This window comes from Microbacterium sp. ARD31, from assembly GCF_031844425.1.
On sequence record NZ_JAUZVE010000004.1, the window covers coordinates 151,737 to 175,275 of the forward strand.

A 23,539-nucleotide genomic window follows, 5' to 3' on the forward strand; every position below is an offset into this window, starting at 1 on the left:
AGACGACCATGACGAAGACGCACTCCTCCCCCTACGCCGACATCGACTTCTCCCCCCTTCGCGCGCTAACGGAGGGAGAGGTCGTCACGCATTCGCGCGTGCGCGACATCACCCTTCCGTCAGGGAAGGTCCTGGCGCTGATCACGCTCGACAACGGTCGCGACCACACGCGGCCGAACACGCTGGGTCCGGCGACCCTGTTCGAGCTCGGCGACACCCTCGACGCTCTCGCCGGACGGGCGGCCGCGGGGCAGATCCACGCCGTGGCGGTGACCGGCAAGCAGTACATCCTGGCCGCCGGCGCCGATCTGTCGGACATCTCGCGCGTCGGATCCCGAGACAACGCGAAGCTGATCGCCCAGCTCGGTCACCACGTGCTGGGCAAGCTCTCCGAACTCGGCGTGCCCTCGTTCACATTCGTCAACGGTCTCGCCCTTGGCGGGGGGCTCGAGATCGCACTCAACTCGACGTACCGCACCCTCGACGCCTCGGCGGCCGCGATCGCCCTTCCCGAAGTCTTCCTGGGCATCATCCCCGGGTGGGGCGGTGCCTACCTGCTGCCCAATCTGATCGGCATCGAGAACGCCCTGGACGTCGTCATCTCCAACCCGCTCAAGCAGAACCGCATGCTCAAGCCCCCGCAGGCCCTCGAGCTCGGGGTCGTGGACGCGATGTTCCCGGCCGCCACCTTCCTCGAGGACTCGCTGCGCTGGGCGGACGGCGTCCTCGACGGCCGCACCAAGGTGGATCGCCGGAACGAGCCCGGGCGCATCGAGCGCCTCACCAAGTGGCCGATCGCCATCAAGATGGCCCGCGCGATGCTCGAATCCAAGATCGGCACGGTCCCGAGGTCGCCCTACGTCGCGCTCGAGCTGCTCGACAAGGCGCGGGGCGGCAGCAAGGCTGAGGGTTTCGCCCGCGAGGACGACGCGCTGGCCGACCTGGTCACGGGCGATCAGTTCGCCGCATCGATGTACGCCTTCGACCTCGTGCAGAAGCGCGCCAAGCGACCCGTGGGTGCCCCTGACAAGGAGCTGGCGAGGAAGGTGACCAAGGTCGGCATCGTCGGCGCCGGTCTCATGGCCAGCCAGCTCGCGCTCCTGTTCGTCCGCAAGCTCCAGGTGCCGGTGCTGATCGCCGACCTCGACCAGGCGCGCGTCGACAAGGGCGTGGCGCACATCCGCGACGAGATCGGAGCGCTCGAGGCCAAGGGCCGCGTGGACCCGGACACCGCCAACCGACTGCGGGCTCTGGTGACGGGCACCACGGACAAGAGCCTCTACGCCGACTGCGACTTCGTGATCGAGGCCGTCTTCGAAGAGGTCGGCGTGAAGCAGGCCGTGTTCGGCGAGATCGAGCAGATCGTGGCCGAGGACGCCATCCTCGCCACGAACACCTCGTCGCTCTCGGTCGAGGAGATCGGGGCGCGGCTGGCACACCCCGAGCGCCTGGTCGGCTTCCACTTCTTCAACCCCGTCGCCGTCATGCCGCTGATCGAGATCGTCAAGACCGGTCACACCTCGGACGCCGCGCTGTCGACAGCCTTCGTGGTCGCGAAGAACCTGGGGAAGAACGCGGTACTGACCGCCGATGCACCCGGCTTCGTCGTCAACCGGCTGCTGGCGAAGGTCATGGGGGAAGCCGCGCGGGCGGTCTACGAGGGCGCCGACATCGTCGACGTCGAGAAGGCCTTCGCTCCGGTGGGCCTGCCGATGGGCCCTTTCCAGCTCATCGATCTCGTGGGGTGGAAGGTCGCCGCGCACGTGCAGGACACCATGGCGACCGCATTCCCGGACCGCTTCTACGCCAACGACAACTTCCACCGGCTGGCCGAGCTGGACCAGGTCGTGGAGAAGGACAAGGGCGGGCGCGTCACCGGGTGGACGAAGGCCGCCGAGAAGGTGCTCAAGTCCCAAGTCGGCCGCTCCCCCGCCTCCGCCGAAGAGATCCTTCGCCGTGTGCAGGACGGGCTCGCGCACGAGATCCGCATCATGCTCGACGAGGGCGTCGTCCCCGAGGTCGAGGACGTGGATCTGTGCCTGATCCTCGGCGCGGGCTGGCCGTTCATCGACGGCGGCGCGTCCCCGTACCTCGATCGGGAAGGCGCGTCCGAGCGCGTCTTCGGCGCCACGTTCCACCAGCCGCCCATCACGGGTACCGGCAGCTGACACCCCTCCCCTCGTCGGGGGAACGCTCGCGGTCCGGTCGGTGAAATCTCACCGATCGGACCGCGGCAGGTGCGGCGGGGACGTCGGGGCGCGGCATCCTGGATTCGTCGGATCGACGGATCGGAGTCGCGGTGCTGGAAGCGATCACGGGGATGTTCAGCGGCAGTGCGCTGAGCGTCCTCATCAAGTCGAGCGGTGCGGCGCTGACCCTCCTGGTGGTCGTGCCTGCGCTGATGAAGCTCTTCCTCGTGACCGTGGACGAGGGTTCCGCGGCGATCCGGACGCGCAACGGCAAGCCCATCATCCGGCGGGCCTCACGCTCCCGCGGGGACGGACGCGGCGAGGTGGTGGTGCTCAGGCCGGGCACCCATGGGGCGTTCCCCATCTTCCTCTGGTACCGCATGGTGGACGTCCGCGCCCGGTCCACCGATCTGCCCGCCCGCACCCTCACCGGCGCCGACGGTCACCAGCACGTGGTGCACGCCTCCTTCGACTGGCGGCCCCTCGTGACCGGGCACGACCTGCGTGTTCTGGAACTGGACGTCGTCGACGTACGCGAGCGCGCGGGAAACATCGTCGGCGCAGCGCTGCGCGACCGGGTCCACCGCCTCGCGGGCCCCGTCCTCCCCGCCAACCGTGAGCTGTCGCCCGAACTGGTGTCGGCGTGCGCGGCCGAGGTCCGGGAGCAGTGCGGCGTCGAGCTTCTCGCGGTCCTGGTCACGGGGGACGCGCTCACGGACGGCTTCCTTCTCTCGCAGGCGCTGCGCGGTCCCGACCCGACCGCACACGATCGATGGGATGCCGCGTCCGCGGTCTATGCCGATCGGCTCACCTCGGTCGGCTGACCCTCACTGCGGCCGTGACGCGGACCACTCCCGTAAAGACGACAGCTCCTGGTCAGCGGCGCGTGCGACGGGGATCCTCGTGCCGAGCACCTGCGAGACGACGTCCTGAGCGATCTTGGCGGGCGTGAGGCCCGCATCGTCGAGGATCTGCTCCCGGCTCGCGTGATCGATGAAGGCGTCGGGGACGCCCAGTTCGTCCACCGCGGTGTCGACGCCGGCCTCGCGAAGCACCTGCCGCACGCGCGTGCCGATGCCCCCGACGCGGATGCCGTCCTCGATCGTGATCACGAGGCGGTGGGCGGCGGCCAGCTCGACGATCGAGGGCTGCACCGGGATCACCCAGCGCGGGTCGACGACGGTGGCGCCGATGCCCTGAGCCCGGAGGCGCTCCGCGACGTCGACCGCGGTGTGGGCCATCGGGCCGATCCCGACGATGAGCACGTCCTGGGCGTCGGAGCGCACGAGCACGTCCACGCCGTCCTCCAGGCGCTCCAGGGCGGGCAGCGTCGGGCTCACCGCGCCCTTGGGGAAGCGCAGCACAGTGGGGGCGTCCGACACCTCGACCGCCTCGGCCAGCTCCTCCCGGAGCCGCTCGGCGTCGCGGGGAACCGCGATGCGGATGTGGGGGACGATCTGCAGCATCGCGAGGTCCCAGATGCCGTGATGGCTCGGACCGTCGGGGCCCGTCACCCCCGCGCGATCGAGGACGAACGTCACACCGGCACGGTGCAGCGCCACATCCATCAGGACCTGGTCGAAGGCCCGATTCATGAACGTCGCATAGATCGCCACGACCGGATGAAGCCCGCCGAACGCCAGGCCGGCGGCCGAGGTCACCGCGTGCTGCTCGGCGATGCCGACGTCGTACACCCGGTCCGGGAACCGCTGCGCGAACGGAAGGAGTCCGGTGGGCCGGAGCATGGCGGCCGTCATGGCGATGACGTCGCGGCGTTCCTCTCCGACGGTCACGAGCTGCTCGGCGAAGACCTCGGTCCACGCGGGGCCCGAGGCCGAACCCGAGATGGTCTGTCCGGTCGCGGGATCGATCCGCCCGACGGCGTGGAACTGGTCGGCCTCGTCGTCGCGCGCCGGCTGGTAGCCCCTGCCCTTCTCGGTGATGGCATGGACGATCACGGGAGCCCCATAGGACTTGGCCAGCTCGAGCGTTTCGATCAGCACGCCGAGGTCGTGGCCGTCGACCGGGCCGAGGTACTTGATGTCGAGGTTCGAGTACAGGTCCGCGTTGTTGGTGAAGCGGGACAGGAAGCCATGCGTTCCGCCGCGGACCCCGCGGTAGACCGCCCGGCCGACCGGACCGAGCTTGCGGAAGAAGGTGTCCGAGCCCCGGCGGAGGTTCCGGTAGGTGTCGGCGGTGCGCACCCGGTTGAGGTACCTGGCCATGCCGCCGATCGTCGGTGCGTAGGAGCGCCCGTTGTCGTTGACGACGATGACCAGGTTGCGGTCGTTGTCGTCGCTGATGTTGTTGAGCGCCTCCCAGGTCATGCCCCCCGTCAGGGAGCCGTCGCCCACCACGGCCACGACATGGCGGTCGCGTCGACCGGTGAGGGTCAGGGCCCGGGAGACACCGTCGGCCCAACTGAGCGAGCTCGACGCGTGGGATGACTCCACGACGTCGTGCTCGCTCTCCGCGCGCTGCGGGTACCCCGCGAGCCCACCTCGGCTGCGGAGCCCGGAGAAGTCCTGCCGGCCGGTCAGAAGCTTGTGGACGTAGGACTGGTGCCCGGTGTCGAAGATGAGGGGGTCGTGAGGCGAGTCGAAGACCCGGTGCAGGGCGATGGTGAGTTCGACGACGCCCAGATTGGGTCCGAGATGTCCCCCGGTCTGCGAGACGTTGTCGACGAGGAACGAGCGGATCTCCGACGCGAGCTCCCCGAGCTGCTCGGTGCTGAGCGCGTCGAGGTCGCGAGGTCCTGAGATGCGGGCGAGAAGCGACATCCGCTCTCCTTTCCGGGCCGGCGGGCCGCCACCAGTCTATCCGCGGAGAACGGCAGAGGCCGGGCGGAGCCCGCCCGGCCTCTGTGAGATCCGCGTCAGACGAGCGACCGCAGCACGTACTGGAGGATGCCGCCGTTGCGGTAGTAGTCCGCCTCGCCGGGCGTGTCGATGCGCACGACCGCGTCGAACTCGACGGTGTCCTTGCCGGGTGCCGAGAACTCGCTGGGCGCGGCTGTGACGCGCACCGTCTTGGGCGTCACACCCTCGTTCAGCTGCTCCAGCCCCGTGATCGACACGATCTCGGTGCCGTCGAGCCCCAGCGACTCCCAGCTCTGACCGGCGGGGAACTGCAGGGGTACGACGCCCATTCCGATGAGGTTCGAGCGGTGGATGCGCTCGAAGCTCTCGGTGATGACGGCCTTCACTCCCAGCAGGCTCGTGCCCTTCGCCGCCCAGTCGCGCGACGAGCCCGAGCCGTACTCCTTGCCGCCGAAGATCACCAGCGGCGTGCCGGCGGCCTGGTAGTTCTGGCTCGCGTCGTAGATGAACGACTGCGGACCACCCTGCTGGGTGAAGTCGCGCGTGTACCCGCCCTCGACCACGGCGCCGCCGTTCACCGCGCTCACCAGCAGGTTCTTCAGCCGGATGTTCGCGAAGGTGCCGCGGATCATCACTTCGTGGTTTCCGCGGCGCGAGCCGTAGGAATTGAAGTCCTTCCGGTCCACGCCGTGCTCGGCGAGGTAGTGACCGGCGGGGCTGTCGACCTTGATGTTGCCGGCGGGGCTGATGTGGTCTGTCGTGACCGAGTCCCCGAGCGTCGCGAGCACGCGCGCGCCCGCGATGTCCGACACCGGGGTCAGCTCCATCGTCATCCCGTCGAAGTACGGGGGCTTGCGGACGTACGTCGACGCCTCGTCCCACTCGAACACATCGCCGGTGGGGGTGGGGAGGTTCTTCCAGCGCTCATCCCCCTCGAAGACGGTGGCGTACTGGCGGGTGAACATCTCCTCGCTGATCGAGGAGTCGATCGTCGCCTGGACCTCTGCCGCATCCGGCCAGATGTCCTTCAGGAAGACGTCGTTGCCGTCGCGGTCCTTGCCGAGCGGGTCCGTCTCGAAGTCGAAGTTCATCGATCCGGCGAGCGAGTACGCGATCACCAGCGGCGGGCTGGCGAGGTAGTTCATCTTGACGTCGGGGTTGATGCGTCCTTCGAAGTTGCGGTTGCCCGACAGCACGGCGGTCACCGCGAGATCGCTCTCGTTGACGGCGGCCGAGACCTCTTCGATCAGCGGTCCCGAGTTGCCGATGCACGTCGTGCAGCCGTACCCGACCGTGAAGAAGCCGAGGTCCTCCAGGTCCTTCGTCAGACCCGCCTTCTCGTAGTAGTCGGTGACGACCTTGGATCCGGGCGCGAGGGTGGTCTTCACCCACGGCTTGGCCTTGAGGCCCTTCTTCACCGCGTTGCGGGCGAGCAGGCCCGCGGCCAGCATCACCGACGGGTTGGACGTGTTCGTGCACGAGGTGATCGCGGCGATGGTCACGGCACCGTGATCCAGCACGAACGACTCGCCGCCGGCCAGGGTCACCGGGGTCGGCTTGCTGACCGAAGCGGGAGCGTGCGAGTGGTGGTGGTGTGCGTGGTGGCTCGACTCGTCCTCGGGGGTCATCCCCGGCGGGTCCGATGCCGGGAAGGACTCCGAGATCGTGAGGTCCACGAGGTCGTGATCCACATCGGCGTAGTTGACGAGGTCGGACTCGAACTGCTGCTTCGATCGCGACAGCTCGATGCGATCCTGCGGGCGCTTCGGGCCGGCGATGGAGGGGACGACCGTCGAGAGGTCGAGTTCCATGTACTCGCTGAAGACCGGCTCGCGGGACGCGTCGTGCCACAGGTGCTGCGCCTTCGCGTACGCCTCGACCAGGGCGAGGTTCTGCTCGCTGCGGCCCGTGAGGCGCAGGTAGTCGATCGTGACGCCGTCGATCGGGAACATCGCCGCGGTGGAGCCGAACTCCGGGCTCATGTTGCCGATGGTGGCGCGGTTGGCCAGGGGCACCGAGGCGACGCCCTCGCCGTAGAACTCGACGAACTTGCCGACGACGCCGTGCTTGCGCAGCATGTCGGTGATCGTCAGCACCACATCGGTGGCGGTGACGCCGGTGGGGATCGAGCCGGTCAGCTTGAAGCCGACGACGCGCGGGATGAGCATCGACACCGGCTGCCCGAGCATGGCGGCCTCGGCCTCGATGCCTCCCACGCCCCATCCGAGCACGCCGAGTCCGTTGACCATGGTCGTGTGCGAGTCGGTGCCCACGCACGTGTCGGGGTAGGCGCGCAGGACGGATTCGCCGGTGGTCGAGTTCGTCGAGACCCGGTCGTACACGACCTTGGCGAGGTGCTCGATGTTGACCTGGTGCACGATGCCGGTGCCCGGGGGGACGACCTTGAAGTCGTCGAACGCCGTCTGACCCCAGCGCAGGAACTGGTAGCGCTCGCCGTTGCGCTCGTACTCGATCTCGACGTTGCGCTCGAGTGCGTTCTCGGTGCCGAACAGATCGGCGATCACCGAGTGGTCGATGACCATCTCCGCCGGCGAGAGCGGGTTGATGCGGCTCGGGTCGCCGCCGAGCGCCGCCATCGCCTCGCGCATCGTGGCGAGGTCGACGATGCAGGGGACGCCGGTGAAGTCCTGCATCACGACGCGTGCGGGCGTGAACTGGATCTCGGTGTCGGGCTCGGCCGCGGCATCCCACGATCCGAGCGCCTGGATCTGCTCCTTGGTGACGTTCGCGCCGTCCTCGGTGCGAAGCAGGTTCTCCAGGAGCACCTTCAGGCTGAAGGGCAGCTTGTCGTAGCCCTCGACCTTGTCGATGCGGAAGATCTCGTAGTCGGTGCTGCCGACCGTCAGGGTGCTCTTGGCACCGAAGCTGTCAACCGTGGACACGCGTGTCTCCTTCGTCGGCGGCGGATGGACCGAGGCCCGTCCGCCCATCTTCCCCCGGTGCGCGCGGCGCTGCCAAGTGAGGCAGGCCTTACCGAGAACCGGCAGATTTATCTTGATGTCGAGATAAATGTATCAGCTTGCGGGCTTGGGGTAGAGGGCGCGGACGGTCAGCCACGTCACCGCGACCATGGGCGCGAAGAGGGGGATGCCCATGACCAGCTTCAGCGTCCCGAGGAGCGCCACGGCGCTGTCGCGCTGCGCCGGCTCGAGCGAGGTCAGATAGACCGGGAACTGGACGATGAGGCGCGCGGCGAACAGAGCCGCCCATGCGATCGTCAGCCAGAAGAACGCGCGCCGCTTCCGCTTGGACGCACGCCACGCGGTTCCTTCCCCCATGAGGAACCCGACGGCCAGCCCGATCAGCGGCCAGCCGACGAACGCCGAGATCAGCAGTGCAGAGCCGTAGACGGCGTTCGTGATGAATCCCGGTACGAAGTTGTCCGACGGGTTGCCGGTGATCAACGCCAGCGCGGCCGCAACGCCGGCGGCGACGAGGCCGCCGATGGCCGCGGATGGGGGCGATTTCTGCGCGAGCCGGACCAGGGTGAACACGGCCGCGATCCCGACCGAGATCGCGAGCGCGGGAACGAGCTTGTCGCCGGTCTCGCCGGGGATCAGGGTGTACGCGACGATGAACGCCAGGCTCGGGAGGACCGATTCCAGGATGCCGCGCCAGCCGCCCATCGCCTGCCAGACGACGTGCCCGGTGGACGTGCCGGCAGCGGGGTCGAGCCCGGCGCGTCGGGCGGCGCCCCCGAGAGCCGCCCCGAGCACCTCGGATGCCGAGGGCGAGGTCGCCGCGGCCTCGTCGTCGCCGCTGCTCGCCGGAGGCGGGTCGGGCCGGCTCACGCGGTGCCCGGCGTGGCGGGCATGCGCAGTGGGATCAGGTCGCGCGGGGGCATCGGCGACGCACCGCGCACGACCACGATCGAACGGAAGAGGTCCTCGACCTTGGCTGCGGCTTCCACATCGCTCGCCGCCGCACCCCCGATCACACCTCTGAGGAACCAGCGGGGACCGTCGACGCCGATGAACCGTGCCAGGCGCATCCCGGCGGAGCCGTCGGCGCCCGTCGCCGGCACCTCGGCGAGGAGCTCGGGCCCGAGCGGGCCTTCGCGCTCCTCGACGCGTCCCCCCTGCTGGCGGATCTGACCGCGGATCTGCTCGCGGGTCTCCTCCCACAGTCCGGTCGAGCGGGGTGCCGCGAAGGGCTGCACCTGGAGCGTGGAGCCGGCGTAGTCCAGGCCCACCGCGACGATGCGCTTGGTCTGCTCCTCGACCTCCAGCCGCAGATTGAGTCCCTCACGAGGCAGGACCTTGATGCCGCCGAGGTCGATGTAGGGACGGACCGGGTTGGCCTCGGCCTCGTCGAACGGGCCCGATTCGGACCGGTCCTGGGGGGCCACCTTGCCCGAGGAGTCGACGGGGGTGGGGTCGGTCATGCGATGACTTCTTCCTTCTGGTAGCCGGTGGAGCCGAAGCCGCCCTCGCCGCGGGCGCTGTCGGGCAGTTCCTCCACGGGGACGAATCGCGCCCGCGGCACCGGCATCACGATGAGCTGTGCGATGCGGTCGCCCACCGAGACCTCGAACGGCTCGGCGGGGTCCGTGTTGAGCAGGGCGACCTTGATCTCGCCGCGGTAGCCGGCGTCGACGGTCCCCGGAGCGTTCACGACGGTGATGCCGTGTTTGGCGGCCAGGCCGCTGCGCGGGACGACGAAGCCGACGAACCCGTCGGGCAGCGCGATCCTCACGCCGGTTCCGACGAGGGCCCGCTCTCCGGGCCGAAGTGTGAGCTTCTCGGCCGAGGTCAGATCGGCGCCGGCGTCACCGGGGTGGGCGTACACCGGCGCGGCGGACGCGATAATGGGGACGTCCACGGTTTCAGTCACTCAACGAGGGTAATGCAGAACACAGCGCGCGATGTCGACGTCGAGACGACCTACCGGGAGCGGCTCAGCCCCTCGTTGTGGGTGCTGGCCTCCGCGGCCGTCGCGGGGCCCATGGCGGCGCTCGTGCTGGCTCCCGTCGACCGCACCCTCGCGCTGATCGGCGGTGCGGGGGTCGGTGTCGCGCTCATCGCGATCCTGGTGCTCAGCTCCCCCGTGATCGAGATCACGGGCGGAAGGCTGCGTGCGGGCAGGGCCCGGATCGAGGTGGAGTGGCTCGGTGCTCCCCGGGTCCTGTTCGGCGACGAAGCGCGGGATGCTCGCGGGGTGGCGCTGGATCCGCGGTCGTGGCACGTCATCCGCGGGGGGATCGACCCGATCGCGGTGATCCCGATCCTCGACCCCGACGACCCGGCGCCGTCATGGGTGCTGTCCTCGCGGACGCCGGACCGTCTCGCCGCCGCTGTGCGGCGGGCTCAGGCTGCTACGCGGAGCACTCCGCGCAGATAGGACCGTCGGCCCCGTCGTGGTCGAGCTGCGAACGGTGCTTCACGAGGAAGCAGTTCATGCAGGTGAACTCGTCCTCCTGAGGAGGCAGCACCACGACGTCGAGCTCGAGGTCCGACAGGTCCGCGCCGGGAAGTTCGAAGCCCGAGGGGTTGTCGGCGTCCTCGACGTCGACCGTCCCGGACATCTTGTCGGGGACGCGCTCCTTGAGGGCCTCGATCGACTCGCTGTCGTCGTCGGTCTTGCGCGGTGCGTCGTAGTCGGTGGCCATACGTGAAGGTCTCTACTTCCAGGGAGTCGCGGGGAGAGCCCGCCGGTTCGGGCGGCGATAGTTTGCATGACCGCCACCGGTTTCGCAAATGCACGCGGCGGCGGTGAGGCTGCGTCGGGTCCAAACCCGCGGCACGCCCGCGATATTCCCGGCGCATCGCCCGCGCTGTGACAGCATGAAGGCGCATACGGCTGGATCGGAGAGGCGTTCGCATGGAACAGCTCAAGGTCATCGGAACCGAGGACGATCGGCTCGTCCTGGCTACCGAGGGGGGCGACAGGTTCGCCCTCGCCGTGGACGAGGTGCTGCGCGCCGAATTGCGCAGGTCGCGCCGCGATCAGGACGCCGATTCCCACGTTCCGCGTCCGAGCCCCCGGGAGATCCAGGCCCACATCCGCGCGGGCATGTCGGCTCGCGAGGTGGCGGAGCTGCTGGGAGCGCGCATCGAGGACGTGCAGCGTTTCGAAGGTCCGGTGCTGGCCGAGCGCGAGCACGTGGTGGGACAGGCGCTGGCGGTTCCGGTGCTTCTGGGCGGCGAGTTCGAGGCGGACGCGCACCACACGTTCGGTGCTGCCGTCCGCGCCAAGCTCAGCGAGGCGGGCGCCGTCGGCGAACGCTGGACGAGCTGGAAGGAGCAGTCGGGCTGGGTGGTGAAGCTGGAATTCACCGCCGGTGACATCGATCACGATGCACGGTGGGGCTTCGAGCCCCGGCGCACCACACTGACTCCCCAGAACGCCGATGCCGTGCAGCTGTCCCGTCAGGGCTCGCTCCCGGACGGCCTCATACCGCGACTGCGCGCCCTTGACGTGACGCCGCTCAAGGACGAATCCCGCTTCGACAGCGGCGCCTTCGGGCCTCGCCGTCACACCGAAGCCGAGATCGAGCAGCCCGATCCCCCGGTGTCCGGGTCGCCGGCTCAGGAGGCGGCCATCAAGCGTCGCAGCGAGCCGGTGGTGACGTCAGCCGAGACGGCCGATCTCCTGGAGGCACTGCGACGCCGTCGTGGTCAGCGGGAGCCGTTGCCGGGCATGGAGGAACCGGACGCTCCGTCGTCGTCGCCGGTGGCCCTGTTCGATGCGCTGGACGTCCGCGAGGACGAGACCGACGGGGATGCCGCGCCTGAGCAGACGAGCTCGCCCGCCGTGGCCGAAGCCGGACGCCGGAAGGGTCGGACGTCCATGCCCTCGTGGGACGAAATCGTCTTCGGAGCGCGCACCGACGACTGACCCGGAGAGCGGGTCTCTCGAGCGGCGCCGCGCGTCCGCGTCTCAGGACCGTGCGAAGGCCCCGAGCCCCAGCAGCGGCACGACGCGCTCCTCATCGGTGAGCGACCCGTGCTGCCCGATCATCCGCTGCGCGCCCTTGTCCGCCTCGCGATCGTCGTAATAGGCGATGCCGGCGCGCGCGGCCACCAGCACGTCGCCGATGCGCGCGCGCACGTCGTCCGCGACGTCGCCGAACAACCCGGCCTCGATCGCCTCGTCTCGCGACAGCACCCAGGATCGATGGGCCTCGGCGTGGCGCCAGCGGGTGAGCACGGCGTCGGCCTCGGTGTCCGAGGCGTACAGGTGCAGCATCCGCGGTTCGCCGCCGATGTGTCGCACGCCGTCGGTGAGACCGCCCTCGGTCAGCAGGACGTGCCGATGCCGCGGCACGTCCACCATGCCGTGGTCGGCTGTGACGACGATGCCGACGCCGCGGGTCGCCGCCGCCTCCAGGTCCCGGGCGGCGGCATCGACCCGCTCCAGGGCCGCCACCCACTCGTCGGACTCCCAGCCTCTGCGGTGCCCGATCGCGTCGAGCTCGGGCGCATAGAGGTAGGTGAGGGAGCCCGGCACCCGCGAGGCCAGCGCTGCGGCGGCCCGGACGCGCTGGGTGAGATCGTCCTCTCCGTGGAACTCCGCTCCCCCGAGGGTCGCCGCGGTGAAGCCCGTCCCGGCGTACTCGCTCTTCGAGACGGCGAAGAAGGGCCGCTCGCCCGCAGACGACGGCGTCGCACGCTGCCAGCCCGGCGGCAGATGGCCGGCGTCCCACCCGCGCAGCTGGTTCACGACGTCGTCGGTGGCGGGGACGCGAGCACGGTACCCCACGATGCCGTGAGTCCCGACGGACGCACCGGTCAGCAGACTCGTCAACGCGCTCGCCGTCGTCGAGGGGAAGACCGTGCGGCAGACCGCGCGGCGTCCCCCCGCCTGTGCGAGGAAACGGGCGTGACCGCTTCGCGCGGCGAGGTTGCGTGCGCCGAGTCCGTCGATGACGAAGACCACGGCGCTGGTGGCCGGAGGGAACCACGTCGATCGACCGTCCAGGGCCGCCGTCATCTCTCCGACGACGTCGGTGAGGCTCCGGGCCCCTGGCGGGTCCGCGGGTAGGCTGAGGGACATCCGGGCCAGTCTCGCACACGACAGATTGCCCCCCGCCGACCGCTGTCTCCCGAGGCCTCATCGTCATGCCCGCATCCCGCACCGAATCCGCTCCCGCCGACCACGGCCGCATCGAGGACGTCGACGTCTCGACCGAGATGCAGGGGTCGTTCCTCGAGTACGCGTACTCCGTGATCTACTCCCGCGCCCTGCCCGACGCTCGGGACGGACTCAAGCCCGTGCAGCGCCGCATCCTCTTCCAGATGGCGGACATGGGACTGAGGCCCGACCGGGGGCATGTGAAGTCCGCGCGCGTGGTGGGCGAGGTCATGGGGAAGCTCCACCCGCACGGCGACGCGGCGATCTACGATGCCCTCGTCCGTCTCGCACAGTCGTTCTCGCTGCGCGTGCCCCTCGTCGACGGCCACGGCAACTTCGGCTCGCTCGACGACGGACCGGCCGCCGCCCGCTACACCGAGGCGCGCCTGGCGCCACCGGCGCTGGCGCTCACCGAGAACCTCGACGAGGACGTCGTCGACTTCATCCCGAACTACGACGGGCAGTTCCAGCAGCCCGAGGTCCTTCCCGCCGCCTTCCCCAACCTCCTCGTCAACGGCGCGACCGGCATCGCGGTCGGCATGGCCACCAACATGGCCCCGCACAACCTCATCGAGGTCGTCGCCGCAGCGATCCACCTTCTCGACAATCCCGACGCCACGGTCGAGGAGCTCATGGAGTTCGTCCCCGGGCCCGATCTCCCCTCGGGGGGGATCATCGTGGGACTCGACGGGATCAAGGACGCCTACGCCACGGGGCGCGGGACGTTCCGCACGAGGGCCAAGGTGTCCATCGAATCGCTGGGGCCGCGCCGAACCGGTCTGGTTGTGACCGAGCTCCCCTATCTCGTCGGCCCCGAGCGGATCATCGAGAAGATCAAGGATGCCGTCAACGCGAAGAAGCTGCAGGGCATCGCCGATGTCGTCGATCTGACCGACCGTCACAAGGGCCTGCGTCTGGTCATCGGCATCAAGACCGGATTCGATCCGCAGGCCGTGCTCGAGCAGCTCTACCGGCTCACACCGCTGGAGGATTCGTTCGGCATCAACAATGTCGCGCTGGTGGGCGGTCAACCGCAGGCGCTCGGCCTGCGGGAGATGCTGCGGGTGTACCTCGAGCATCGCATCGAGGTCGTGACGCGGCGCAGTCGCTATCGTCTCGCGCGACGGCAGGAGCGACTGCACCTGGTCGAGGGTCTGCTCATCGCGATCCTGGACATCGACGAGGTCATCCAGGTGATCCGCGCCTCCGACGACGGCGAGCAGGCGCGCGGCCGGCTGATGGAGGTCTTCGACCTTTCGCAGCCTCAGGCCGAATACATCCTCGAGCTGCGGCTCCGCCGCCTCACCCGCTTCTCGCGCATCGAGCTCGAGGCCGAGCGCGACGAGCTCAAGACCGAGATCGCGCACCTCGAGGAGCTCCTCGCCAGCGACGTCCTGCTGCGCGCCCAGGTCGCGCGCGAGCTGGACGCCGCAGCCGAGACATTCGGCACGCCGCGGCGGACGCTCCTCCTCAACGGCGGAGTCGCGACGTCCCGGGCGAGCCGGTCGCGGCAGCCGGCCGACCTGCAGATCGCCGATGCGCCGTGCCGGGTGTTCCTGTCGGCCACGGGTCGGATGGCCCGCGCGGATCTCGCGGCCGAGGACGGTACCGGGGGTATCGTGCCCCCCACCCGTCGGTCCAAGCACGACGCCGTGCGTTCGGCGGTCGACACCACCACGCGCGGGGACGCCGGGGCCATCACGAGCACGGGTCGCCTGGTGCGCTTCTCGCCGGTCGATCTGCCGTCGGTTCCCGGCAACTCGGTGCAGTTGGCCGCGGGGACGCGTGCCGAGCACTACCTGACTCTGGGCGCGGATGAGCACGTCGTCGCTCTCGTGCCGCTGGAAGAGAAGCCGGTGCTCGCGGTCGGCACGGCGCAGGGTGTCGTCAAGCGCGTCGCGGCCACCGAGATCTCGACCAAGCCGGACGTCGAGATCATCGCGCTGAAGCCGGGCGACCGGGTCGTCGGCGCCGCGCCTGCACCGGACGGTGCCGAGCTGATCTTCGTGACCACCGACGCCCAGCTGCTCCGGTTCGACGCCGCGTCCGTGCGGCCGCAGGGACGCACCGCTGCCGGTATGGCCGGCGTGCGCGTCGCCGCGGGCCAGCACGCGGTCTACTTCGGCTCGGTCCCTGCGGACGCGCACGAGGCCGTCGTGGTCACCATCGCAGCGTCGTCCACGGCGATCGCGGGAACGGATGCCGGATCGGCGAAGGTGTCGGACCTGGCGGAGTTCCCCCCCAAGGGCCGGGCAACCGGCGGCGTCCGCGCCCAGCGCTTCCTGCGGGGCGAGGACGTGATCGCGCTCGCGTGGGTCGGGGTGGAGCCGCGCGCGACCGGCGCCGACGGCTCGCCCCGAACGCTGCCCTCGGTCAAGGGCAGGCGCGACGCCAGCGGCACCCCGCTGGATGCCGTCGTCGGTGCCCTGGGCACGGTCGTCCGCTGACGGGAGGACGGCGCCTCGCCGCTGCGCCCGCCGATGTCAGACGTCGATGCGCTCGCGTGCGAGACGGTCGGACGCGTCGATGATGAACTCGCGCCGCGGAGCGACGTCGTTCCCCATCAGCAGTTCGAAGACACCGGTTGCGGCTTCGGCGTCGGCGACCCGGACCCGGCGGAGGGTACGGCCGGCGCGGTCCATCGTCGTGGTCGCCAGCTGCTCGGCATCCATCTCGCCCAGGCCCTTGTAGCGCTGGATGGGCTCGTGCCAGCGCCGGCCGGACTTGGTCAGCTTGGCCAGGAGCGTGTGGAGCTGGGCCTCGTTGTACGTGTACACCGTCTCGTTCGGCTTCGAACCGGGGTTCTGGATGATGACCCGGTGCAGCGGCGGCACGGCGGCGAAGACGCGGCCGTCTTCGATGAGCGGACGCATGTACCGGAAGAAGAGGGTGAGCAGCAGCGTGCGGATGTGGGCGCCGTCGACGTCGGCGTCGCTCATCAGGATGACCTTGCCATAGCGGGCCGCGCCGAGGTCGAACGAGCGACCCGATCCGGCGCCGATCACCTGGATGATCGAGGCGCACTCGGCGTTGGAGAGCATGTCGCTCACCGAGGCCTTCTGCACGTTGAGGATCTTCCCCCGGATGGGCAGCAGCGCCTGGTACTCGCTGTTGCGCGCGAGCTTGGCGGTGCCGAGTGCCGAGTCACCCTCGACGATGAACAGCTCGGATTCCCCCACGTCGTTCGAGCGGCAGTCCACGAGCTTGGCGGGCAGGGAGGAGGACTCCAGCGCGTTCTTGCGACGCTGTGTCTCTTTGTGAGCGCGTGCCGAGATGCGCGACTTCATCTCCGCGACGACCTTGTCCAGGAGCTGGGCGGCCTGGGATTTGTCGTCCCGCTTGGTCGAGGTCAGCCGCGCAGTCAGCTCCCGGGTGACGACGTTGGCGACGATCTGGCGCACCGCGGGGGTGCCGAGCACCTCCTTCGTCTGGCCCTCGAACTGAGGTTCGGGGACCCGCACCGTCAGCACCACCGTCAGTCCGGCGAGGATGTCGTCCTTCTCGAGCTTGTCGTTGCCCACCTTGAGTCGTCGCGAGTTCTGCTCCACCTGGGATCGGAGCACCTTCATCAGAGCCTGTTCGAACCCCTGCTGATGCGTGCCGCCCTTGGGCGTGGCGATGATGTTGACGAAGGAGCGGCTGACGGTGTCGTATCCCGTCCCCCACCGCACGGCGATGTCGACGTGGCACTCGCGCTCCAGGTCGGTCGGCACCATGGCGCCGGTCGGCTGGAGCACGGGAACGGTCTCGGTGAAGGTGCCCGAGCCGCTGAGCCGCCAGGTGTCCGTCACGGGTGCGTCGGGGGCGAGGAACTCCGCGAACTCCGAGATTCCGCCCTCGTACCGGTAGCTCGTCTCGACGGGCTCGTCGGTCCGCTCGTCCCGGATGACGATCTCGAGCCCGGGGACGAGGAAAGCGGTCTGGCGGGCACGCTGCTCGAGCTCCTGCAGATGGAACGCGGCATCCTTGGTGAAGATCTGGCGGTCCGCCCAGTACCGGATGCGCGTCCCGGTCGCGCCCCGCGGGGCCTTGCCGGCGATGCGGAGCTCACTGCTGCGCTCGAACGGACGGAAGGTCGAGTCCGGTGTCGGTCCATCGAAGATCCCGGGCTCACCGCGGTGGAAGGACATCGCCCAGGTCTTGCCGCCGCGGTCCACCTCGACGTCGAGTCGCTCCGACAGGGCGTTGACGACCGACGCGCCGACCCCGTGCAATCCGCCCGATGCGGCGTACGATCCGCCCCCGAACTTCCCGCCGGCGTGGAGCTTCGTGAAGACGACCTCGACCCCGGTCAGTCCGGTGCGCGGCTCGATGTCGACGGGGATGCCGCGTGCACGGTCGCGCACTTCGACGCTGCCGTCGGGGTGCAGAACGATGTCGATGCGGTCGCCGTGGCCGCCGAGGGCCTCGTCCACCGAGTTGTCGATGATCTCCCACAGGCAATGCATGAGCCCGCGGGAGTCGGTGGAACCGATGTACATCCCGGGACGCTTGCGGACCGCCTCCAGTCCCTCGAGCACCTGGAGGTGGTGGGCGGAGTATTCGACGGTCACAATCCTCAAGCGTATCCGCGCACGCCATCGGACCCCCGCACGAACACGGCGCTCGAGGGCCGTCGTACGCGGTCAGCGAACTGTGACCCGATCGCGGCATTCTCGAAACAAACGCGTGGTTGTATGTCATGAATCAGCACGACCCGAGCGATTCGCGACCGAGGAGGCACCGAGATGAACACGCTATCGACACCCACCGAGCCCGCCGCCGTCCTCGAGTACCGTCTGAACGCCGCGGATCGGTGCGACTCCTGCGGCGCACAGGCCTACATCGCCGCCGAGGTGAACGGCAGCGAACTGCTCTTCTGCGCTCACCACGGCCGCAAGTACGAAGAGAAGCTGCGTACCATCGCGACCTCCTGGCACGACGAGACGTCTCGCCTGCACGACGCCGACTGAGCACACCCGGGCTTCGGCTCCGATCAGGCGGGTCCTTCGACGTAGCGCCGCGGCAGATCCGGCGACACTCTCGTGACGATCTCCTCGCCGATCGTGTCGATGAGTTCGGCCAGACCGGTCGCTGTGGTCTCCCCATGGGTGCCGGGGCCGTAGATCACGACCGAGTCGCCGATGGCGGCGCCCGGCCACGCGGCCACCGAGCTCTCGGTGTGGCCCACCCGCAGGAGTGCCCGCGGCCCGGCGGGCGTCCCGACCGCTGTGCGTCCCGCAAGTGTCGAGAAAAGCCCGTCGAACGACCCTATGTCCACCACGACCTCGGCGCGTGCGACCTCAGTGACGGTGGCGATCAGACGAGCGATCGGGACGAGCCCCAGGTCGGCGCCCGGCGGCCCGCCCGCCGGTGCCACGCCGTAGGCGTACGCCCCCACGCGCACGAGGTCATAGCGGAAGGCGCGGCGCGCGAAGGATGCCGCACTGGCGGCGAGATGGTGGATGCTCGGCCCGAGTCCGGCCTCGACCGCCTCGCGCCGAGCGAGATCGAAGACCGCGCGGGCGGCATCGTCGTCGGCGTCCGACGCCTCGGCGATGTGGCTCCAGATGCCGACGACCCGAGCGGTGCCGTCAAGTTCGAGCTGCCTGGCTTGTCGCACGGAGGCAGGCCAGTCCTCGGGCCGGAAGCCGTTGCGGTGGAGGCCGGTGTCGATCTTGAGGTGAACGCGGGCGGGACGCTCGGCGCCGACCCGCGCGACGTCCTCCAGGACCTCGCGGTCCCCGATCCCGAGATCCAGATCGAGGTCGACGGCCGCTGCGACCTCATCCACGGAGGGAAACGTCCACACGAAGATCCGCACCCGACCGCCGACGGCTGCGCGGACGGCGCGGGCGGTCTCGATGTCGTAGGCGCCGATCCATCGGATGCCTGCGGCGACGGCGCGTCGCACGAGCGGTACGGCTCCGTGGCCGTAGGCGTCGTCCTTGACGACCAGCATCGGCTCTGCCGGCGACACGCGCGCCTGAACTGCTGCGATGTTCGCGTCGAAGGCAGCGAGGTCGATCTCGAGGGCGGCGGTCACGGATCGCTCCTCCGCACGCCCGGTGCGCGGCCGGCGAGTCGGCCGACGGTGGCGACGATCTCCGCCGCGCTCGCACCCGTGTGTACGGCCCACTCCGCGACCGGGGGGTGCCCTTCGGCGGGGTCGCCGAAGTACCAGACCACGTCCCCTCGGCGAACGTCGGCGTCACCGATCTCGACGACGCACACATCCATGGCGACACGTCCGAGGACCGGACACCGCGCGTCGCCGATGGTGACCGCTATGCGGCCGCCGAGGCCCCTGACGACTCCGTCGGCGTAACCGCCCGACACCAGAGCGATGCGGGTGTCCCGTGTCGCTCGATACCGGTATCCGTACGACACGCCCTCCCCCGCCTTCAGCTCCTTGCTGCTGATCACCCCGCCGTTCAGGCGCATGACGGGGACTCCCGGGCCGTCGAGACCATAGAGTCGCTCGCCCGGAACCGTCGGCACGACCGCGGTGACGATGCGATCCGCAGGGAAACCCGCGTCGATCAGGCTCGCGGCGGCGTGGGGGTCGACCAGAGCCGTCGCCGAGGTCTCGGCGCGCACGGCTTCGGCCACGGCGCGCAGCCCGTGACCCCAGGCGTCCGCCCGCAGATCGAGGACGCTCCCCTGGTCGGATCCGGAGAGATTCGCGCGCAGCGCGGCCTGCGACACGCTGACGCGGACGCTCATCAGCGGAGGGCGTCTCCCATGACGCGCTCATGGCGCGGGCGCGTGCCCTCACGGATGCCGGTCGCGCTCACGCGCGTCTCGTAGAGTCCGGGGATCCAGTTGCCTTCGATCAGAACCGGGCCGTCGGGCCCCACCGCCACGTCCCAGCCGATGTACGGAACCTCGGGGATGCGCCGCGCGGCACGATCGACCAGCGCGATCACCTCGTCCCACAACGGCACCTGGAAGTCCACGATCGACGCGTGCGAATCCGGGTGCTCGACATAGCGGCTCTTGTGCTTGCCGGTGTGTCCCGGCCCCACGGAGTGCCCGGCGTCGTCCAGCATCGTGAAGAAGCCGCCCCAGGTGAACTGATCGCTCACCGCGCCACGGCCGAACTTCTGCACCATGACCAGCGGGTGCACCTTCTCCCCGTCGAAGTACGTGGTGATACGGGTGGTGTTGACCGTCCCGGCGCAGTAGGACGACAGGTAGGGGTGTTGAGCGATCGGCTGCTCGACGAGGATCTGGCCCTTCTCGATGAGCTCGCTGCGGAAGGCATCCCAGTCGTCGACCTCGGCCGTGTCGTAACGGAACACGCCCTTCCCCTCACGACTGACCGGCACTTTCGCGATGATCACGGGATGCCGGCGGGCGAATTCCCGGAGGGCGGCCGCGTCGGCGTCGTCGACCTGCATCCACTCGCGGCCGAGGAACTCCCCGAACGCGCGGTTGAAGTTCAGCTTGTCCTCGAGCGTCTTCGCGACCTCGCGGTCGTTGACCGCGGTAGCCAGGTGATGCTGCACGAGAGAGGTCATGAAGGTGCGCCGCTCTTCGCGGGTCAGCAGCGCGAAATCCGCTTCGTAGTAGTCGATGTAGGCGGTGTCGCGGAAGGCGGCGGACCACAGCATGTCGATGAAGACCGGCACCGCCCACTTGCCCGTCTCGTCCGAGATCTGGCGCGCGAAACCCCACACCCGGGCGGGACGGAAGGCCGTGGCGCGCTTCAGGAAATATCCGGCGCGCGCTTTCAGAGAGATGCCCATAGACGACCGATTATACGAGGACGAGCTGTCCCACCCCGGCGCCCGCGAGCGCGGAAGCCGCTGTGTTAGCGTGAGGTCGTGTCACAGAGCTCCCTGCGCGTGCGCTACCTGCTGCAGCGGGCCCGGCGGCTGAAGCCGTCGAACGTGACGGAGTTCGCCCGCCAGGTAAAGAAGGTGTCCAAGGCACCGCTCCCGGTGATCGTGGCCGACATGCTCTGGTGCTCGGTGCGATACGAGATGGGCTTCCGGGACTACGCGGTGTGGGACATCCGCCTGCTGAACGGGCGCGAGCGCCGCACGTGGATGACGCATCCCAAGGCCATCCGCCTCAACAACACCCTGAACGGCCCCGATTCCGCGGCACTCCTCGGCGACAAACCCAAGTTCTACCGCGATTTCGCGGACATGATCGGGCGGGACTGGCTGGATGTGGCCGACGCCGACGACGATCAGATCACCGCCTTCCTCGCACGGCACCCGCGCGTCCTCGTCAAACCCGCGCGGGGCGAGGGCGGCCGTGGGATCACGACCTTCGAGGCGGCCGACATCACCGACCCGGCCGCATGGCGGGAACTTCTCGTCTCGGAGGACCGGACGCTCGTCGAAGAGCTCCTGCCCCAGCACGAGCGCATGTCGCAGCTGTACGCCGGGAGCGTGAACACCCTGCGGATCATCACCTACCGCGCGCCCGACGAGCGGTTCCACGTCATCGCCTCGGTGCTGCGCATCGGCAACGGAGGTGTGGTCGACAACTTCGCCGGCGGCGGCATGTTCACCATGCTCGACGACCGCGGAGTGGCGCGCTGGGCGGGGGTCGACAAGAACTCGAACGTCTTCCCCCGGCATCCGGTCACCGACGTGCCCATCGCGGGGTTCGAGGTGCCCCTGTTCGCCGAGGCTCTGGCGATGGTCGAGGCGGCGTCGCGACGCCTGCCCACCGTCCCCTACGTCGGATGGGATGTGGCCATCACCCCCACCGGACCCGCGCTCATCGAGGCGAATCACAACTCGAGCGTCTTCCAGATGAAGCCGAGCGTTTCAGGTGTGCGCACCGGGCTGCTGGCGCGCTACCGGGACGCCGTCGGCTCGGGAGTGCTCGACCGTCGCTAGCGCGACAGCTTGGCGCGCACGAGCGCGACCGCCGACGACAGCTCGGGCGTGCGCACCACAGCCAGCAGGGCGAGATAGACGGCACCGCTGGCCGCGCAGATGAGGAACGTGCCGAGGGCGCCGAACAGCTTGTCCTGCAGCATCCACCCCTCGGGCCCACCGGCCCACAGATACACGCCGTAGCCGACGACGCCGCTGGGGATCGCGGCCATGGTGAACCGGACCAGGCCGAGCAGAGGCCCGCGCAGCCCCAACGGCCCGATCTTGCGGCGCAGCAGCCAGACCGCCAGTATCAGCTCGATCACGCCGCACAGCGTCTGCGCCGCCGCCACCGCCGCGGTGAGGTACTCCCGCGGCACCAGGGCCGCGACCAGCGTCAGCGCGACGACGAGAACGCCCTGGACGAGGGTGAACCAGAACGGTGTCCGGGTGTCGCCGTACGCATAGAACGTGCGCTGCACGATGAACAGGACCGCCATCGGCGTCAGCGACAGCAGGAACGCCACGAGAACCGGGGCGGCGAGCTCGGCATCCGACGCCTGGTTCGTGAAGATGCGTGAAGCCGGTGCGGCAGCCGCGATGAGCGCCGCAGCCGCGATCACCACGAACAGCCCCAGCGTGCGGATCGCGGCGCCGATGTCGTCGCGCACCTCGCGGTGGCGTGCCGCCGCGGCGTGCTCGGCGATGCGGGTGAAGTACGGGGTGCCGATGGAGAGGACGATCAGCGCGTACGGCACCATGTACACCAGCCACGCGTTCTGCCAGACCGCGACGGAGGCGTTGTCACCCGAGGCCGCCGCGATCGTGCGCTGCTGCACGATGCCTGCGCCGAGGGTCACCAGGACCATTCCGAACGTCCAGGTGGCGAGGCCGCCCATATCGCCGAATCCGGCGCCGCGCCAGCGGAAGTCGGGCCGCAGCGGAATACCCGACCGGCGCCAGGCGATCGTCAGCACGACCGTCTGGGCCACGATTCCCAGCGTGGCCGTTCCGCCAACGAGGGCGATCATCTCGGGCCCCCACCCGTCGAGCTGATTGCGGTCACTGCCGTAGATGGCGATGAAGGCCGCGAACCCCGCGATCGAGACGAGGTTGTTCACGACAGGGGCCCAGGCGTACGGCGTGAACATCCGGCGTGCGTTGAGGCTCTCGCCCATGAGGGCGAACATGCCGTAGAAGAAGATCTGCGGCAGACACCAGTAGGCGAAGGCGGTGGCCAGCGCCCGCTGCGCTTCGCTGAAGGTCCCGGCGAAGACCCAGATCAGCGCCGGGGCGAGAAGCATCGACACCGCCGTAGCGGTCAGGAGGATCGTCGCGCCCACGGTCAGCAGTTTCGGCAGGAAGGCACGGCCTCCGTCCGCCTGAGCGCTCACGGCCACGACGCGGGGCACGATGACACCGGTGAGCAGACCCGTGGAGATGAGGGTCAGGACCGTGTTCGGAAGCTGGTTGGCGACGCCGAAAGCGTCGCTGGCCGCTCCGATCGCACCGATCGCGCTGACCAGCACGATGGTGCGCACGAGCCCCGTGAGCCGCGACACCAGGGTGCCGGCGGCGATGAGGCTGCTCGCGCGCGCGAGATTCATCAGGGGGCGAC

At 69.5% G+C, this 23,539-nt stretch carries 19 protein-coding genes; 7 read left to right on the forward strand and 12 right to left on the reverse strand.

Annotated features, from left to right (window positions below; genetic code table 11):
- Positions 1-8 precede the first annotated feature (8 nt).
- Both Q9S36_RS14325 and Q9S36_RS14330 read left to right on the forward strand, forming a co-directional pair.
- Positions 9-2,168, forward strand: coding sequence for a 3-hydroxyacyl-CoA dehydrogenase NAD-binding domain-containing protein (locus Q9S36_RS14325; RefSeq protein WP_311285887.1), 2,160 nt, complete (start codon positions 9-11; stop codon positions 2,166-2,168).
- Between the two features lie 131 nt (positions 2,169-2,299).
- Positions 2,300-3,013: an SPFH domain-containing protein gene (locus tag Q9S36_RS14330; RefSeq protein ID WP_311285690.1), complete on the forward strand. Its 714-nt coding sequence runs from the start codon at positions 2,300-2,302 to the stop codon at positions 3,011-3,013.
- 3 nt (positions 3,014-3,016) lie between these two features.
- Here Q9S36_RS14330 and dxs read toward each other — a convergent pair whose 3' ends face one another.
- From dxs to dut, 5 genes are all read right to left on the reverse strand, one after another.
- Positions 3,017-4,969 (reverse strand): 1-deoxy-D-xylulose-5-phosphate synthase, encoded by a 1,953-nt coding sequence (gene dxs / locus Q9S36_RS14335; RefSeq protein WP_311285691.1) that lies wholly within the window; start codon positions 4,967-4,969, stop codon positions 3,017-3,019.
- Positions 4,970-5,064: 95 nt separating this feature from the next.
- Positions 5,065-7,911: an aconitate hydratase AcnA gene (acnA, locus tag Q9S36_RS14340; protein WP_311285692.1), complete on the reverse strand. Its 2,847-nt coding sequence runs from the start codon at positions 7,909-7,911 to the stop codon at positions 5,065-5,067.
- A gap of 132 nt (positions 7,912-8,043) precedes the next feature.
- Positions 8,044-8,820 (reverse strand): DUF3159 domain-containing protein, encoded by a 777-nt coding sequence (locus tag Q9S36_RS14345; protein WP_311285693.1) that lies wholly within the window; start codon positions 8,818-8,820, stop codon positions 8,044-8,046.
- Positions 8,817-9,413: a DUF3710 domain-containing protein gene (locus Q9S36_RS14350; protein WP_311285694.1), complete on the reverse strand. Its 597-nt coding sequence runs from the start codon at positions 9,411-9,413 to the stop codon at positions 8,817-8,819. The genes Q9S36_RS14345 and Q9S36_RS14350 overlap by 4 nt, the downstream gene beginning before the upstream one ends.
- Positions 9,410-9,862, reverse strand: coding sequence for a dUTP diphosphatase (gene dut, locus Q9S36_RS14355; RefSeq protein ID WP_311285695.1), 453 nt, complete (start codon positions 9,860-9,862; stop codon positions 9,410-9,412). The genes Q9S36_RS14350 and dut overlap by 4 nt, the downstream gene beginning before the upstream one ends.
- A 12-nt stretch (positions 9,863-9,874) precedes the next feature.
- Between dut and Q9S36_RS14360 the strand changes: the two genes are divergently transcribed.
- The gene (locus tag Q9S36_RS14360) at positions 9,875-10,369 is read left to right on the forward strand and encodes a DUF3093 domain-containing protein (protein WP_311285696.1); all 495 of its coding nucleotides are present in this window, start codon (positions 9,875-9,877) and stop codon (positions 10,367-10,369) included.
- On the opposite strand, the gene Q9S36_RS14365 is transcribed toward Q9S36_RS14360, so the two are convergent.
- The gene (locus Q9S36_RS14365; protein ID WP_251449693.1) at positions 10,344-10,637 is read right to left on the reverse strand and encodes a DUF4193 domain-containing protein; all 294 of its coding nucleotides are present in this window, start codon (positions 10,635-10,637) and stop codon (positions 10,344-10,346) included. The genes Q9S36_RS14360 and Q9S36_RS14365 overlap by 26 nt on opposite strands.
- 212 nt (positions 10,638-10,849) lie before the next feature.
- Between Q9S36_RS14365 and sepH the strand changes: the two genes are divergently transcribed.
- Positions 10,850-11,866, forward strand: coding sequence for a septation protein SepH (sepH, locus tag Q9S36_RS14370; RefSeq protein ID WP_311285697.1), 1,017 nt, complete (start codon positions 10,850-10,852; stop codon positions 11,864-11,866).
- 42 nt (positions 11,867-11,908) lie between these two features.
- Here the strand turns inward: sepH and Q9S36_RS14375 are convergent, their stop codons facing one another.
- Positions 11,909-13,024, reverse strand: a complete 1,116-nt coding sequence (locus Q9S36_RS14375) for an alkaline phosphatase family protein (RefSeq protein WP_311285698.1) — start codon at positions 13,022-13,024, stop codon at positions 11,909-11,911.
- Positions 13,025-13,089: 65 nt separating this feature from the next.
- On the opposite strand from Q9S36_RS14375, the gene Q9S36_RS14380 reads away from it, so the two are divergent.
- Complete coding sequence (locus Q9S36_RS14380; RefSeq protein WP_311285699.1) at positions 13,090-15,549, forward strand: DNA topoisomerase (ATP-hydrolyzing); 2,460 nt, start codon at positions 13,090-13,092, stop codon at positions 15,547-15,549.
- A gap of 36 nt (positions 15,550-15,585) precedes the next feature.
- Here the strand turns inward: Q9S36_RS14380 and Q9S36_RS14385 are convergent, their stop codons facing one another.
- On the reverse strand, positions 15,586-17,655 hold the full coding sequence (locus Q9S36_RS14385) for a type IIA DNA topoisomerase subunit B (RefSeq protein WP_396653765.1): 2,070 nt from the start codon (positions 17,653-17,655) through the stop codon (positions 15,586-15,588).
- Between the two features lie 174 nt (positions 17,656-17,829).
- Here Q9S36_RS14385 and Q9S36_RS14390 point away from each other — a divergent pair, with 174 nt between their 5' ends.
- Complete coding sequence (locus Q9S36_RS14390) at positions 17,830-18,054, forward strand: hypothetical protein (protein WP_251449697.1); 225 nt, start codon at positions 17,830-17,832, stop codon at positions 18,052-18,054.
- 23 nt (positions 18,055-18,077) lie between these two features.
- Here the strand turns inward: Q9S36_RS14390 and Q9S36_RS14395 are convergent, their stop codons facing one another.
- From Q9S36_RS14395 to Q9S36_RS14405, 3 genes are read right to left on the reverse strand one after another with little or no spacing between them, the layout of a single operon-like run.
- Positions 18,078-19,127 (reverse strand): alanine racemase, encoded by a 1,050-nt coding sequence (locus Q9S36_RS14395; protein ID WP_311285700.1) that lies wholly within the window; start codon positions 19,125-19,127, stop codon positions 18,078-18,080.
- Complete coding sequence (locus Q9S36_RS14400) at positions 19,124-19,807, reverse strand: alanine racemase C-terminal domain-containing protein (protein ID WP_311285701.1); 684 nt, start codon at positions 19,805-19,807, stop codon at positions 19,124-19,126. Before Q9S36_RS14400 ends, Q9S36_RS14395 begins: the two co-directional genes overlap by 4 nt.
- Positions 19,807-20,832 carry a sugar-transfer associated ATP-grasp domain-containing protein gene (locus tag Q9S36_RS14405; RefSeq protein WP_311285702.1) on the reverse strand — a complete coding sequence of 342 codons (1,026 nt, stop codon included), beginning with the start codon at positions 20,830-20,832 and terminating at the stop codon, positions 19,807-19,809. Before Q9S36_RS14405 ends, Q9S36_RS14400 begins: the two co-directional genes overlap by 1 nt.
- A 78-nt stretch (positions 20,833-20,910) precedes the next feature.
- Between Q9S36_RS14405 and Q9S36_RS14410 the strand changes: the two genes are divergently transcribed.
- Positions 20,911-21,942 carry a sugar-transfer associated ATP-grasp domain-containing protein gene (locus tag Q9S36_RS14410; protein ID WP_311285703.1) on the forward strand — a complete coding sequence of 344 codons (1,032 nt, stop codon included), beginning with the start codon at positions 20,911-20,913 and terminating at the stop codon, positions 21,940-21,942.
- Here Q9S36_RS14410 and murJ read toward each other — a convergent pair.
- Positions 21,939-23,528: a murein biosynthesis integral membrane protein MurJ gene (murJ, locus tag Q9S36_RS14415; RefSeq protein WP_311285704.1), complete on the reverse strand. Its 1,590-nt coding sequence runs from the start codon at positions 23,526-23,528 to the stop codon at positions 21,939-21,941. The genes Q9S36_RS14410 and murJ overlap by 4 nt on opposite strands.
- Positions 23,529-23,539 lie beyond the last annotated feature (11 nt).